The sequence below is a fragment of the Legionella quinlivanii genome (genome assembly GCF_003265995.1).
GTDB lineage: Bacteria > Pseudomonadota > Gammaproteobacteria > Legionellales > Legionellaceae > Legionella_C > Legionella_C quinlivanii_A.
This window is the reverse complement of record NZ_MVJN01000009.1, coordinates 73,373-88,750: the sequence shown is the minus strand read 5'-3', so window position 1 is coordinate 88,750 and position 15,378 is coordinate 73,373. Positions and strand designations below refer to the sequence as shown.

The following is a 15,378-nucleotide window of genomic DNA, read 5'->3' as shown; positions in this document are numbered from 1 at the left end:
CGCTTATGTCTTACGCGCAACGTTTTCATGCGGGCTGGCAATTTCTCGTATCCTGCTTTCGTTTTCTAATGAAAAACCCGGCCTTGCTTATATTGCCCATTCTCAGCATGCTGGCGGTAATTATTGCGGTGGCAGGTTTGTTTGTGGGTTCATTTTTTGAGTTTAACAATATTATGCACCTCTACCAGTACCAAAAACCTCTGTTCTTTATTGTTATTCTCGCTTTTTATTTTTTACTGGCTTTCATCACCATATTTTTCAATGCTTCTTTAATTACTTGTGTGATTCATCGCCTGCAAGGTCACAAGATGAATATTTTCCAGGCAATGGGCAGTACATTGAAAAAAACGGTTCCATTACTGGGTTGGACTTTAATCAGCGCCACCATCGCCACCTTTTTTCACTACCTTGAACGAAGCCATAGTACGGTTGCTGATATTCTCAGTGCGATTTTCGGATTCTCCTGGTCAGTGATTACTTATTTTGTCATGCCGGTGATGGTTGCTGAAAATGTCGGGCCGATCACGGCAATTAAGCACTCGGTCAGAATGCTCGGTAAAGGATGGCGCAAGCTCCTGATTGTTAATTTCATTCTTTTTCTGATTATAGCCGCTATTGTGGCCGTCTTTTGCCTCATCGCCAATTTGCTTAAGCCACAGATTCAGGCAGTGGCTAACGAGTATAGCATGGCGTTCATTCTGATTTTTATTGGATTATGGCTGATTGTAAATACCACCTTTAATGCCATTTTTAACAGTGCCTTATATCTTTATATTAAAGGGGATCATCCTCCTGAGTTTGATAGCCAGGTAATACGGGATTTGATCGTTAATAAAAAAAATATTGAACTGCCTGTTAATTTGAAGAATAGATAATGTCACTTCTAAGAAAAGTTCCCAGGCTCTGCGTTCCCTACTCTCTACGTCCCGCGACTTGTTCGCGGGATCCAGAAAATCCAGTAAACTCTCCCCAATTTCACATAATATTCTCTTAAGCTTTGTACTGTAAATTGTCGCCCTGTTTATTAAAATCTCAAAACAATGTCTAAGTTCATTGCCGTTTTTGCTCAATGCCAAAGTCCTATCGCCGCAGGTGACTACATGCTGGCGATACAGATTGCCAAAAGCTTACAACAAGCCTTGGTAAATAATAATCCGGAGGACATCCAGCTGGTCTTAACCTCAACTCGCGAAAACCTGCATCACTACGAAACGCTGTGCGGTTCTCACTTAACTGAGTTAGGGATATTTGTTATTGCTCTTGAGGACCTGACTGATGAGCAAAATACCATGCTTGCATTTATTGATGCAAACCGTTGTAAGCCGGCAGATGGTGAGCTGATGCTCGCAGCATTTTCTCCTGATACTAAATACATTTTTGCAGGAGCACCCAATGCACCCGATTTCTCCGAAGAATGGATGACACAGGAGATTGATTTTCAGAATTATTTAGACCAGCCTGAATTGTTCTTCTACCTTCCACCTTCACAAAAATTCTTCAGCTCCACAGGTCTTGGCCCGGACAGACTAGGTATCACCGCAATAACACCACTTGATCAGTTGCCTCTTTTAAATGCAGAACAGGCGGCTTTAATTCCCAACACTGCTTATAGTTTTGCCTATGTAAATAATCATAATTTTAATGCAAGCTGGAAAGCAATTACGAATTACACCGAAATCACAGGTCAGCATCAATTAATGCTACTAGGTGATTTTTCAACGCAGGAGATCGAGTTTCTACGAGGGAAAATGAACGAAATTTTATGGGCGCAGGGTAATATTGAACCGGCCGTCATTCATCACCATGCCACGGTGAAAAACCAACTGATGAGACAATTGATGTCTCAGTCTACCGGCGATTTGATTGTTACCACAGGTACCCAGAGCACTCTGGAAGCGTTCGTAGATCAAAAACTGCCATTTTATCAATATACACTACACAATGCTGATTTTGTTGACTCCTATCTTGAAACACTTAAGTCGCTAGTAGCATTAAGGCTGAGCGCTTCGCCTCAGGCCAGTCAAATAATGATTCGATTCGCTGAGCTATTATTTGCAGAAAAACCTCTTGGGCAAGCGGATAGAAAATATCTTAAAACCTGTATAGAGAAACCATCACTCTGTCGAGTCATGCAAAAGGCAAACGCCGAAATTGTAGCAACAGCCCAAGGGCGTCTAGCTACCCGATTACTTGGTTTTATAAACCAGGACAACCCACATGCGCTTCAGGAGCTGGAACAAAAGTACCTGCGAGTTTGTGTTAGCCTGCTGAAACGGGGAGAGTCAGAGTATCCTGATCCAGATGAAGCCTTACGTCGCGCAGCTTCAAAAGGTATGGTTTTTGAATTAAAAGTATTGATTCAGAGAACAAAAGCTCACAATGACGAATTAGATGAACCCGATGAACGCTTTGGGCGCTCGGCTTTGCTTTGGGCTGTGATTAAAACGCAAGCCACCTGTATGCGTCTTTTATTGAAAGCAGGCTCCGATGTGAATTTCCAGGATAATATGGGAGAAACAGCCGCTCATTATGCTGTCCGGCTTAAGCGAAAAGATTTACTGGAAATCTGTATTCGTGAAGGCGCCGATCTTTCTATCAGAGACAAGAAACACATGACCGTACTACATCATGCCTCGCGCCTGGGCCTGGATGATATCGTTGAGTTTCTGATTGCCTCAGGAGCAAAAGTAGATGTCATGAATAAACAGAGAAATACGCCTCTTCATCTCGCTTTGCAGGGCAAAAAGAAAACTGAAGTTATCAAACATTTAGTGGATGCGGGAGCTAATCCCAGAATTCGTAATTATCTGGGGAAAAAAGCCGCCGATAATCCTGTATTCCAGCAGTTTATGAAAACTCAGAACAATAAAGCAGAACACAAAGAAGACGCGGCTCTGATAGCACTGAATGAATCTCTCCCAATCTCCAGCACTCGCGCGATGTCCTGCTAGGTTACAAACATTCTCGCATTCCCGCGAGGCATTGTTGCGTAAATGAAGATAGGTGCACAAAAAACCGTCTTTGCGAGCGTTTGCGAAGCAATCCAGCTCCTTGCTTTGTTCAAGTTTCGATCTGGATTGCTTCACTTTGTTCGCAAAGACGACAGGTTGGCTGCTTGGTTCTATTTACGCAACAATGCCTTCCCGCGAATGCGAGAATCCATTCCTCAGTTGACATTAGCTCCAAGGTTAGATCCCCTCATTCGCCAAATCCTTGCGTAAATAATAGCGATCATGCTTTAGCAGATAGGCTTTAATCTCGGCCACTAATTGAAACCCCTGTTTTAAATAAAAATCCAGAGCCTGAAAATCAAAGGTATCAACAAACAAGGCTGACAGCTTTTGTTTTCTGGCATAATCATCAACTACCTTCATGATTGCAGAGCCAATACGCTGCTGGCGAAACGCTTCCTCAATCCACAAAATATCGATGTAAGCCGCGTCGCTATGCACCCAGAGAGTTGCCCCTCCAATAATATTCTCATTCTCATCACGCGCAAACACACTGCAGTTGTGAGCTTTTTCTCCCAGATGAGCAACATTGAAATCAATAATTCCGCGTCTCAGGATACCGTTATTCTGCTCAGAGGGCTCAAGATCCAAAACAATATTAATATTCGTCATATAAACCCTGTATAATTAAAGAGATGGGTTTAAGAATACTCTTGGTCGCTTTTACATGGCAAGCGCGCTGATTTCCAGAAGTAATATTTACGAGGCTTAATGTATGGCTGAAGACAATTTATCCGATGAAGATAAAGCATTATTTAGAAATGCAATGCAATCGGTTACACCGCTTCGCCAATCGAACAAAATAGCCGAACATCCTGCAAAGCCCCTGCCGTATGTTTCCAAAAGGGCAGCCTCAGCCCAGCCTCCTCGGCCAACGATTTTTTTATCTGATTCCTATCGTGACGAATTGCAAAGCGATTCTGTTTTATCCTGGTCGGCTCATCCAATTCCGTCAAAAAGGATGCGCGAGTTAAAAACCGGGCTTATCCACATTCAGGCGAGACTCGATTTACATGGCAAGAGCCCGGATTCAGCCCGTGAAGCGCTTATTCATTTCATCAGCGAAGAAACCTTAGCCGGTCATCGTTGTGTATTGATTATCCATGGAAAAGGCGGCTTAAGGGGAGAAAAGCCTATATTGAAAAATCTGGTTAATTACTGGCTGCCACAACTATCTCAAGTCCTTGCTTTTCATAGCGCTTTAGCGAGAGACGGCGGCAATGGGGCAGTGTATGTTTTGTTGAAAAAAATAAAAACGGAGCTATGAGTCCTCAAAATTAATACACTAATTTCAAGCTATAAACATTGAATTTCGATTGATAAACGCTTACCATCAGGCCCAAAGTTATAAAGCCTGACATCATGAGTAAACAACCCATTATTATTGGCATTTCCGGACCTTCAGCTTCCGGTAAAAGCCTGCTTGCAAATACCATTGTTAACGAACTCGGTTCTCAGCAAGTTGTCGTCATTTCCGAAGACGCCTATTACAAAGATAATAGTCATCTTCCTTTTGCCGAACGTGAAAAAATCAATTACGACCATCCGGACGCTTTTGATCATGCCTTGCTTTGTGAACATTTAAAACTGTTGCGTCGCGGCGAATCTGTTAACATTCCCATTTATTCACACTCAAAACATCTCCGCTTACCAGAAACCCGCTCAATCGGCCGGCACGCCATTATTGTTCTCGAAGGCATATTATTATTCTCCGACAAGGCACTGCGTGAGATTATGGATATTCGTATCTTTATGTCAACGCCTCTTGACGTTTGCCTTACTCGCCGCCTAAAACGAGATGTGGTAGAGCGTCATCGCTCTTTTGAGTCTGTGGTGCATCAATATGAGACCACTGTACGGCCAATGTATTTGCAGTTTATCGAACCATCAAGCCGCTATGCCGATATTATTGTTCCTCGTGGCGGTGAAAATCGAATTGCGATTGATATGATTCAGGCAAAAATGCGTGAGCTTCTGGCCATGCATAACAATGAATAAAGGAGAGTCTTATGGGTTTCTTAAACGGCAAAAAAGCATTAATCGTTGGTCTTGCCAGTAATCGCTCCATAGCTTATGGAATTGCCAAGGCATTCCATGAACAAGGCGCGGAACTTGCCTTTACTTATCAAAGTGAAAAACTGCAAGGTCGTGTGGAATCAATGGCGGCTGAATTTAACTCACAACTGACTTTCCCCTGTGATGTTGCTGATGATATGCAGGTGAATGCGGTATTTGAACAATTGGGTACTCACTGGGATAAACTGGATATTCTGGTTCATTCTGTAGCCTTTGCACCAGCCGATCAGATAAGCGGTGATTTTATTGAATCCTGCAACCGTGAAGGGTTTCACATTGCCCACGATATCAGTGCCTATAGTCTGATTGGCCTTGCCAAAGCGGCTTTGCCAATGATGGAAGGCACGGAAGGCTCTGTGATCACACTCAGCTATTACGGCGCTGAAAAAGCAGTTCCGAATTACAATGTCATGGGCATAGCCAAAGCAAGCCTTGAAGCCTCGGTACGCTATCTCGCTGCAAGCCTGGGACGCCGCGGTTTACGAGTGAATGCGATTTCTGCCGGCCCCATCAAAACGCTGGCAGCAGCAGGCATTAAAGATTTCCGTAAAATGCAGAATGCCTATGCGAATACAACGCCTTTAAAGCGGAATGTGACCGCTGAGGAAGTGGGTAATACCGCAGCATTTCTAGCGTCTTCCCTTTCCTCAGGTATTACAGGCGAAGTTATTCATGTGGATGCAGGTTATCATGCCGTTTCCATGTCGAATCTCGAAGAGTAATTGCGTTAATTGTATTATTCCCCCCTGCCAGGTGCTGTGCATTATGCACAGCATTCAGACAATTTAAAATAAATGTTGTATTTAATTCCATATTGTGTAAAATTACACCGATGAAAAGAAAAGTAGTTTACATAATTCTCGCCACCATTGGTATTTTTAGTAGCGCGCTGGGTTTTTTACCCCAAAAAAAGTTGCAAGCTCCATCGCTGAATGCTTTGGTAAGCGAAATCCCATCCATACCATACACTAAGAGCTCTGGACATTTACCCCTTATCAAAGCGCCTTTGGCCAAAGCGATGGTTAATCAAAAACCCGCTGCCCCAATAGTAGTTAATCAGCTGACACTTAAACAGATTCCCTATTACGAGCTGCCAGGCTGGCAGGAAGCGGATGTTAAGCAGTCCTTGTTTGCTTTCAGAAAATCCTGCGAAACATTTCTGAAAAAAGATCCTGATCATCCAGTAGGGTCAAAGCAAATTAATCTAAAAGCTGAAGACTGGCAGCCGGCATGTAAAGCCGCGCTCTCCATGAATAATGTCTATGAGGAAGAAGCCAGACAATTTTTTGAAAAATGGTTTTATCCTGTTGAATTCGGCAAGAAAAAGCCTAGCAAAGGTGTTTTTACCGGCTATTACACACCGCAGGTTAAAGGCAGCCTGACTCGCTCTAAAGTCTACAATACGCCTATTTATGGAATGCCGGCCAAGCGAAGCGTTTCTTATACCCGCGAACAAATTGATAAAGGGGTTTTAAACCATAAAGCTCCTGTTATTGCCTGGATCAACAGCCCTGTAGATCGCTTATTTCTGGAAATTGAAGGAGCTGCTGTTGTCAGACTAAAGAACGGTAAAGATCTCTATCTTAGCTATGCAGGGGAAAATGGCGCGCCTTATACGTCAATTGGCAGCGTTCTAATCAAAAAAGGCATTATGAATAAAGATAATGCGTCCAAGACAGCTATTAAGCACTATTTGTCAAATAATCCCGGAAAAGTAAACCCAATTCTTCACCAGAACAAATCCTTTGTCTTTTTCCAGAACCTGAAAAAACCAGCGGCACTGGGTGCCCAGGGAATGGCTTTAACGCCGGGTTATTCCCTGGCAATCGATCGTCAATGGATTCCGCTGGGCGCTCCCCTCTGGCTGGTTACCAAAGTTCCTGTACAAAATGAGCCGCAGAAGCAATTTAAACGCCTGATGATTGCTCAGGATACGGGAGGCGCTATTCGTGGATTGGTACGAGGCGATATTTACTGGGGAGCCAGTAAGAAAGCCGCTTATCTTGGCGAGCACATGAAGAATCAGGGCCGTTATTGGCTTTTATTACCTAAACATGCCATTCATAAAATCCAGTACAATTATTTCTCACCTAAAATAAAGCAGGTCATTCAGGCCGTTAAACGCTGGCCTTCATGGATTAGACATTCGATAGGCTAAAAATATCTGATCCCCTCTCCACCGCTCGCAGCGGGGGAGAGGGTTAGGGTGAGGGGGCTATAAACCAGGTCGCGTAGCGATTCATTAATCCTATTTCTGTGGTTATGGTTTATTGCCACAACAAGATGGAATCACTAACGTGATAAATTTTTTAACCCCCTCACCCTACCCTCTCCCCCACGCTGCGCGCGGTGGAGAGGGGATAACATTACTTCTTAGCCTGACGGCTATGGGCCAAGGGTCCAACTACATGCTGATGAGAGAATCGACTTCTGTTAAGATTCCTCTTGCTTAGTTACCATCTGGTAACTAATTGACTGATTAATAAGACTTTTATACTCTCAATAACGATTTCAACAAACAGGAGAGTTCCATGAAGGAAGCTATTATCAATAAGATTATTCAGGCGAAACTGGCAAATATTAGTAAAGGATGGTGTGGGCCTGGCACCTGTGCTGGCTAGGAATAGCGCATGCACCATGTTAAAAAATGGTGCATGCAAAATTAAGGAAGAGTATTATGCGTATGCCAGAATTGAATGTACTGATCAATTACAAAAATAATAAAATTATTTCCCGATACACCAGAGACTATCCTGAAGCAAGCTTACAAGCAGAAGATGCATTGAAAGAATTGATGAAATATATCTGGCTTTGCCTGAAACACAAAGCAGAAAAGCAGATGAATCCGAACAATGATTTATTAAATTTTTCCTGTGTCATTCATTCGGAAATGTCGGATATTGATAACATGTGGCACACTTTCCTCTTATTCACTAAAGATTATCAGCATTTCTGCAATGAATACCTGAATGGTGTTTTCTTTCACCATGAGCCGATCATTGGAGAAGAAAATATAAGCAGCGACAATTATGAGCGGGAACTCTCAGATTATTTGTCTTATATCTATGATAATTTGGGTGAGGAGACATTGCTTAAATGGTTTAAACAATAGCTAGAGCTTCCTTGTTTCATCAAACTGACTGCTGGAAAGCATTATTGCCTCCATATTAGACTCAGTCCACTCCCTTAAAGTTCCAAGAATTTTACCTAATTCACTCCCCAATGCAGTTAATGAATACTCCACTTTTAGAGGGAGCACAGGAAAGGATTCTCTGGCTACAAAACCAAGGCGCTCTAATTTGATTAATGTCTGAGTGAGCATTTTGGGGGAAATCCCCTCAAGTTTCCGCTTCAATTCTCCGAACCGGCAAGTTCCATCCAATAGACAATTAATTATCAAAATTGACCATTTGTCACTAATTTTTTCAAAGACATTTCTTGATGGGCATTGTTCACTATAGATTGAGAACTTTTGTTGCAGAGACATAGGTGACAACTTCCTTATCAAGCTGGGTCAGTTGGGCATAAGCCCAACCAACAGCTAAAAGTTTTACTTCTGAGGAACTTCCATTGGCGGTGCCGAAGGTGCAACTTCACCATATAGATTAGGATACAAGGAAGAAGAAGGAGTATAAGCATAAAGCGTTGGCTCATTCGAGGCTTGTAAACCATATTGAGGGGCTTGTTGCTGACCACCAAAGAAACCAGCTCCGCCCGTGTGTTGGTGCTGATACTGATATTGATTGGAATAATCAGTGTATTGCTGCGACGAATAGCCATGATGGTAGGCGCCGGGATGACTGTGCATTCGAGGATACTCCAGAGTATAAATGAACCCATCTAACTCAAACACCCGATCTATACCATTACGCAAACGGCTTATTTTTTCGAGGAAAATATCCTGATCACGCAAATAATCGTCCTGGGTCGGTTTGGCGTAATGGAGAGAGTCATCACGAAACGCTGCGATTCGCTTCTCAATTTGTGCAAACACATGTTTTAAAGCATTTTCAACTGAATCAGGGTTTAATCCTTTCCTAATTAAATCAAGTTTTTCTTCATCAGTCAGACCATGCAGGTGCATGAGATTTCTGATTTTGTCGTCGCCTATTTTCACATAAATCAAGCGTCCCTCGCGCAAATCTCGTATAGTATTCATAAGCGCGTCACTTTCACGCCCGGCCTCAGTAAACCATCGCGCCCAGATTGAAGGGATTTTTTTATGATTTGATCCGGAATGTTTCTTATCAAGGGCTGCCATTTCATGCCGTACTGCGATAATCGCCTGAGTAATTTCGAAGGGATCGATTCCTTTTGTGATAAGCTTATTGGCTTCTTCATCAGTTAACTCAGCACGTATCCTGAATGGATCTGCACGGTCAGCGGCATGAGGATTGTTTTTACTAATGTAATACTCTTGAATAGCATTGCTTATAAAAGCAACCCCTGCAGCTCCGAGAATAGTCATTACAACGATTCCGGTGATTGCTATTCCAATAGGATTGCTAATTCCTGCAGTGAACGCCAGCCACATTAAGGGAGTAGATAACAAAAAAGTACCTACAATGGCACCTACGGCAGCACCAGCGAGCATGCTGGCCAAAGAAATAGTCGCTTGCAGCCATCCTTCATTAAAAAGAAGACGCTCAACATTACTACATATTTTTTGCAACAGGTAATATAACGCAATAAAAGTCAATACTGCAGCAATCACTGCCAATAATATCAGCAGAAGCATTGCCCATGCTTCACCATTATTTTCATGGTCATGATTATGTCCACAGCATCCATCTACACCACCATGATGGTTGTGATGATTTAGCATGGCGTCCCACATCAACCAGGTAAACAGAAAATCATTATGACGTGCATAATAACAATCGTAGTTATGGTGTCGATCATAGACATTGATTTGCAGAAATACCGGGTAGGTTGCGTAGTTAAAATAATGCCTGCGATATTCATCGTCTAACTTGGCGAATTGAGGAAGGGAATTACAAAATGAGTATAGAACGCGAAAGACTTTATTTTTTTCCTCTGGAGGAAGGGTATACCAGGGGCTGTTTGGTGCATTCACAGCCTGATAAACACGTCTGGCCAACTCAGAGAAAATTTGCTGCTGGTTCAAACGCGGATAGCTGTGGTTTTTAAGTTGCTCGTAATCTCCTGATAAATTCAAATACAACTTCGCCATATCATTATTGGTAAATACCGCCATAAACTTACCTCACATTGCGAGTAAACTTTAGCCTAAGATAAAATACTCCTCCCTGGTTTCGTATCTCGGGTATTGTTTATAGGTTAATGTTTGTCAACCTTGGCTTTGGCAACCAGTTGATTGACATAAAGATCGTAATCCATTAATCCATAATTTGCTTCTATTTGCTGCGCCAAACTGGCTTGTTGTTCTTTATCCAAATTCTTTAGTTTGCCATCAGAAATCTTTTTTAACCGAACGATTACAAAATCACCATTCATTAATTTTCTACCATCGACACTATTCGGCTTGGCCAGGCTGAAAGCAAGATCATTAATCATTGCTTCGGCTTTGTCAGTATCACGAGTGGCATTATCAATCTCTTGCCATTTTAACTGATTTGCGGCGATGAGCTTCTCATCTTCAGAAGAGTCCAGCTTGGTAGATAACAGATTAGTACCTAATGCTTTGGCCTTATTCGTTGCATTTTCCAAAGCGAGGCGTTCGATTATTTCATCGCGAACCGCATTCAGAGGTTTTTCGCTGGCCGCTGTATGTTTTTTAACACGCAAGACAATCACACTATCACTATCCAACTGGATTGGTTCGCTATTATTCCCCAACTCCATCACATCATGGCTAAACGCAGTATTAACGATCTGTTTATTCTTGCCAATTTCGGTATCATCTCCGCCCCGTGTTAATGGCTCAGATTTCTCAATAGTCAATTTTAATTCATCAGCAACAGGCGATAAGGAATCAGGGCTTTGATAGCTTAAGTCAGTGAGTTGTTCCAATAATTGTGCATAACGGGCTTGTGATAACTCGGTTATCATTTGATCGGCAATCTGCGCTTTGACTTGTTCAAAAGGTTTTAACTGCGCAGGTTTGTAATCAATTAATTTGAAAATTTCAAAACCGTTTCCGCTGCGAAAGGGAGCTGAGATCTGTCCTGGAGTCGTTAAATCAGACAGGGCTTTATCGAACTGGGTGTGCCCTGCAACTATCCAGGGTAAAACACCCTCATTCTTGATTGATAACTTGTCGGCAGACATTGTCTTAACCCATTGCGAAAACTGCGTTGGATTATTTTGGAGTGCCTGGTAAGCTTCCTCTGCATTTTGTTTAACCTGTTCAGCCGCTTCATCAGAGGAATCCGCGGGGATGGCAAACAGAATATGGGCTACCTTCCACTGAGCGGGGGTCAGAAAATTATTCTGGTTTTCTTCGTAGTAGCGTTTGACCTCTTCATCATTAATTTTCAGGTTTTTACGAACATCCTGCATTGAAAGACGGACATAGTTAATAACTACTTTTTCTGGTGCGATAAATTCTTTTTTATGACTGTTATAATAAGTCTCTATCTGATCATTGGTAATTTGAGATTTATCCATGAACAGCCTGGTAGAAATTTGCAGGTAATCGTAATCCCTGGTTTGCATGTATAGCTTCACAAAACGCTTCACTTCGCTGGGCAAGGCAAATGCGGTACCGATAAAAGCAAAACGCTGCTGATTGAGCAACATCCCCTGACGGACTTCCTTTTGGAAAGACTCCGGAGTAAACATGGCTCCGCTTAAAGCCTGCTGGTAGCGCTCAGCCGAAAAATGACCGTCCTGCTGGAACTGTGGGATACTCTGAATTGCAGCATTCGCCTGCTCGATACTGACTCCAAAGCCAGCGGCCTGTGCAGCTTGTACTGTAACTTCATTCATCACCATCCCGTCCAGTACTTCTTTTTTCAATGCCACATCACTTTCAGTAGACATTTCGGACGGATCGCGTTGCTGACGGGCACGTCGGTAGTTGAGTTCAAAAGCTTGTTTGCTAATGGGCTGATCATTTACCGTTACTTCTGCGTCAGAAGCCTGGTGTGATTGCATGTAGTAGTCGACTCCGAATAATGTAAATGTTACGGCAATCAGAATTATAACTATCCAGGCCACAAGACCTTGTATACGTTCGTTCAGCTTCTGCAACATTATTGGAGTTCCATTTTTGATAGTTTACAAGAAATTAATACGCTAAAAACAGATAAAAAAAACGCGCCATACGGCGCGTTAATTTGGCGGAGTGGACGGGGCTCGAACCCGCGACCCCCGGCGTGACAGGCCGGTATTCTGACCAACTGAACTACCACTCCAATTCTTGGTGGGTGCTGCAGGGATCGAACCTGCGACCCTCGCCTTGTAAGGGCGATGCTCTCCCAGCTGAGCTAAGCACCCGAAAACTTACGCTTCTTGTACAGCCTCTTTAAGAGATTTGCCTGCTTTGAACTTGGCAACTCTTGACGCTTTAATCTCAATTTGTTCGCCAGTTTGTGGATTTCTTCCAACACGGGCAGAACGGTTACCAGTTGAAAAAGATCCAAATCCTGGTAAAACCACCTGATCACCACTTTTCAGTGCATCAATAATGGTAGACATAAACACTTCAAGAACTCGTCCAGCGTCGGCTTTAGTAACACCAGAACCGCTTGCAATTGCTTCTACCAATTCAGTTTTGTTCATCTTTTCCCCTATCAGTTATTCATCCTTCCATGAGGCGAATTTAATCAGATTCTTATGCCCCAGTCAAGCAGTCACTTCCTTGGGTTGCCCGCCAGTAGCGGACAACGGAGTGAACTATACTCGGTATTAATGGGTATGTAAATCCTTATTTTCATTTTTTTTTGCAGTTTTTTCAGAAACTACATCTTTGGCTTCTGAATTCTCAGAATCAGGTGCTGCAGCAAGGGGACTACGCTGCAATGCCAGCTCTAAAACCTGCTCTATAGTCTTCACAGGATGAATGCTTAACTTCTTCAGGACATTATCAGGGATTTCTTCAAGATCCTTGCGATTTTCCTCAGGAATAATGACATGCTTGATCCCACCACGATGAGCTGCCAGGAGCTTCTCTTTCAATCCACCTATTGGAAGCACCTGCCCCCGCAGGGTAATCTCTCCAGTCATAGCAACATCAGCGCGGACAGGAATATGAGTAACCACCGAGACCAGGGCCGTACACATTCCAATACCTGCGCTGGGTCCATCCTTTGGAGTAGCCCCTTCTGGTACATGCACATGAAAGTCATTCTTATCATAAAAATCATCGGGAACGCCAAACGATTTCGCCCTGCTTCTGACTACTGTCATTGCAGCATGAATCGATTCCTGCATCACCTCGCCCAACTGACCGGTATGAGTTGTTTTTCCTTTACCAGGCATCATAGACGCTTCAATTGTCAGCAGTTCCCCGCCTACACTGGTCCAGGCCAGGCCAGTTACCTGTCCGACCTGATCAAACTCCTCAGCAAGTCCATAACGGAACTTCTTAACCCCAAGATATTTTTCAATATTGGTTTTTGAAACCGTTATTTTTTTTGTTTTCTTATTGCTGAGAATATCTTTAACTACCTTACGGCAAATACTGGCGATATCGCGCTCCAGATTACGCACCCCAGCTTCTCGAGTATAGTGACGGATTATCTCGCGCACTGCACCTTCATTAATAGTTAACTCACTTTCTTTAAGACCATTAAGAATAGTCTGTTTGGGAACAAGATAGGTTTCAGCAATATTTATCTTTTCATCCTCGGTATAACCGGCAAGGCGAATCACCTCCATCCGGTCAAGTAAAGGCGCTGGTATTTCCAATGAGTTAGCGGTGGCGATAAACATCACATCACTCAAATCATAATCCACTTCCAGATAATGATCGCTAAAGGTATGATTCTGTTCTGGATCAAGCACTTCCAGCAAGGCGGAAGCGGGATCACCACGAAAATCCATTGCCATTTTATCGACTTCATCAAGCATAATAAGTGGATTTTTGACCCCTGCCTTACATAGCTTCTGAATGATTTTTCCCGGCATGGAACCTATATAGGTGCGACGATGCCCTCTGATTTCAGCTTCATCCCGAACACCTCCCAGGGCGATACGGATGAATGTTCTTCCTGTCGCATTTGCTATCGACTGTCCAAGAGAAGTTTTACCAACCCCAGGAGGTCCAACCAGACAAAGAATAGGTCCTTTCATTCGTTTGACCCGCTGCTGTACTGCCAGGTATTCTATGATGCGCTCTTTGACCTTCTCAAGACCATAATGTTCTTTATTCAATAAGTTTTCAGCTTTGCGCAGGTCAAATTGAATTTTATTTTTACGTTTCCAGGGAACGCTTAGCATCCAGTCGAGATAGTTGCGAATGACTGTAGCCTCAGCCGACATAGGCGACATCATTTTTAACTTGTGCAATTCCGATAAGGATTTTTCTTTGGCTTCTTTGGGCATTCCGGCTTTCTTGATAGAGTTTTCAAGCTGCTCTATTTCGCTTCCTTCCTCGCCCATTTCACCTAATTCTTTTTGTATCGCCTTCATCTGCTCATTGAGATAATACTCTCTTTGGCTTTTTTCCATCTGGCGTTTCACGCGGCCGCGAACTCGTTTTTCAACCTGCAGCAAATCAATCTCACCTTCGATTGCTCCCATTAAGCGCTCAAGGCGTGTGCCAATCACTAATGTTTCTAAAAGATCCTGTTTATCATCGACTTTTAAGGTTAGATGAGCAGCAATGGTGTCTGCCAGGCGGCCCGGCTCTTCAATACCAGCCAGAGAACTGAGTACTTCAGGCGGTATCTTTTTATTTAACTTAATATACTGCTCGAATTGTGACATCAATGAGCGCATTAATATCTCAATTTCCTGAGGATCAACTTCCCCAACGACTTCTTCAACCTCTTCAAGTCGGGCTTCAAGAAAACCCTGTTCTTGCTTATATTCTTTGACACGTGAACGTTTCTCGCCTTCTACAAGAACTTTCACAGTACCATCGGGTAGTTTAAGAAGCTGTAAGACACTCGCAACGGTACCAATATTGTAAACATCAGCTGGCGACGGGTCATCGTTGGATGATTTGCGCTGGGCAACCAGAAAAATCTGTTTGTTATCAACCATTGCAGCTTCCAATGCCTTGATTGATTTTTCCCGCCCGACAAATAATGGAATCACCATATGGGGATACACTACGACATCTCTAAGAGGCAGGACTGGTAGAAAAGAGAACTCATCATTCTCCGGGGATGGCATCAGTTCGTTTTCACTTGACATAATA

Annotated in this window: 13 protein-coding genes and 2 tRNA genes; 7 read left to right on the top strand and 8 right to left on the bottom strand. The window is 43.1% G+C overall.

Going from position 1 to position 15,378, the window contains the following annotated elements:
* The first annotated feature begins 5 nt into the window (after nt 1-5).
* A complete protein-coding gene (locus tag B1207_RS12310) occupies nt 6-875 on the top strand; it encodes a DUF6159 family protein (RefSeq protein WP_112220258.1) in 870 nt (289 codons plus the stop codon).
* Nucleotides 876-1,040: 165 nt separating this feature from the next.
* Nucleotides 1,041-2,951 carry a Dot/Icm T4SS effector AnkY/LegA9 gene (ankY, locus tag B1207_RS12305; RefSeq protein ID WP_112220257.1) on the top strand — a complete coding sequence of 637 codons (1,911 nt, stop codon included), beginning with the start codon at nt 1,041-1,043 and terminating at the stop codon, nt 2,949-2,951.
* A 237-nt stretch (nt 2,952-3,188) separates the two neighbouring features.
* Here the strand turns inward: ankY and B1207_RS12300 are convergent, their stop codons facing one another.
* The gene (locus B1207_RS12300) at nt 3,189-3,623 is read right to left on the bottom strand and encodes a GNAT family N-acetyltransferase (protein WP_112220256.1); all 435 of its coding nucleotides are present in this window, start codon (nt 3,621-3,623) and stop codon (nt 3,189-3,191) included.
* A gap of 103 nt (nt 3,624-3,726) precedes the next feature.
* Between B1207_RS12300 and B1207_RS12295 the strand changes: the two genes are divergently transcribed.
* The 5 genes from B1207_RS12295 (at nt 3,727) to B1207_RS12275 (ending at nt 8,199) form a co-directional block, all read left to right on the top strand.
* Nucleotides 3,727-4,278 (top strand): Smr/MutS family protein, encoded by a 552-nt coding sequence (locus tag B1207_RS12295; protein ID WP_112220255.1) that lies wholly within the window; start codon nt 3,727-3,729, stop codon nt 4,276-4,278.
* A gap of 95 nt (nt 4,279-4,373) precedes the next feature.
* Nucleotides 4,374-5,009: a uridine kinase gene (gene udk / locus B1207_RS12290; RefSeq protein WP_112220254.1), complete on the top strand. Its 636-nt coding sequence runs from the start codon at nt 4,374-4,376 to the stop codon at nt 5,007-5,009.
* A gap of 11 nt (nt 5,010-5,020) precedes the next feature.
* Nucleotides 5,021-5,809 (top strand): enoyl-ACP reductase FabI, encoded by a 789-nt coding sequence (locus B1207_RS12285; RefSeq protein WP_112220253.1) that lies wholly within the window; start codon nt 5,021-5,023, stop codon nt 5,807-5,809.
* A 110-nt stretch (nt 5,810-5,919) separates the two neighbouring features.
* Nucleotides 5,920-7,245, top strand: coding sequence for a murein transglycosylase A (gene mltA / locus B1207_RS12280; protein ID WP_112220252.1), 1,326 nt, complete (start codon nt 5,920-5,922; stop codon nt 7,243-7,245).
* 519 nt (nt 7,246-7,764) lie between these two features.
* Complete coding sequence (locus B1207_RS12275) at nt 7,765-8,199, top strand: hypothetical protein (RefSeq protein WP_112220251.1); 435 nt, start codon at nt 7,765-7,767, stop codon at nt 8,197-8,199.
* On the opposite strand, the gene B1207_RS12270 is transcribed toward B1207_RS12275, so the two are convergent.
* The 7 genes from B1207_RS12270 to lon form a co-directional block, all read right to left on the bottom strand.
* Nucleotides 8,200-8,574, bottom strand: a complete 375-nt coding sequence (locus tag B1207_RS12270; RefSeq protein WP_112220250.1) for a winged helix-turn-helix transcriptional regulator — start codon at nt 8,572-8,574, stop codon at nt 8,200-8,202. It abuts the gene before it with no gap.
* Nucleotides 8,575-8,637: 63 nt separating this feature from the next.
* On the bottom strand, nt 8,638-10,305 hold the full coding sequence (locus tag B1207_RS12265; protein WP_112220249.1) for a hypothetical protein: 1,668 nt from the start codon (nt 10,303-10,305) through the stop codon (nt 8,638-8,640).
* 83 nt (nt 10,306-10,388) lie between these two features.
* Nucleotides 10,389-12,266 carry a SurA N-terminal domain-containing protein gene (locus B1207_RS12260; RefSeq protein WP_112220248.1) on the bottom strand — a complete coding sequence of 626 codons (1,878 nt, stop codon included), beginning with the start codon at nt 12,264-12,266 and terminating at the stop codon, nt 10,389-10,391.
* 84 nt (nt 12,267-12,350) lie between these two features.
* Nucleotides 12,351-12,427 (bottom strand) — tRNA-Asp (locus B1207_RS12255).
* A 6-nt stretch (nt 12,428-12,433) separates the two neighbouring features.
* A tRNA-Val gene (locus tag B1207_RS12250) sits at nt 12,434-12,509 on the bottom strand.
* 6 nt (nt 12,510-12,515) lie between these two features.
* On the bottom strand, nt 12,516-12,794 hold the full coding sequence (locus B1207_RS12245; protein WP_058507663.1) for an HU family DNA-binding protein: 279 nt from the start codon (nt 12,792-12,794) through the stop codon (nt 12,516-12,518).
* Nucleotides 12,795-12,920: 126 nt separating this feature from the next.
* Nucleotides 12,921-15,374, bottom strand: coding sequence for an endopeptidase La (gene lon / locus B1207_RS12240; RefSeq protein WP_112220247.1), 2,454 nt, complete (start codon nt 15,372-15,374; stop codon nt 12,921-12,923).
* Nucleotides 15,375-15,378: the final 4 nt, after the last annotated feature.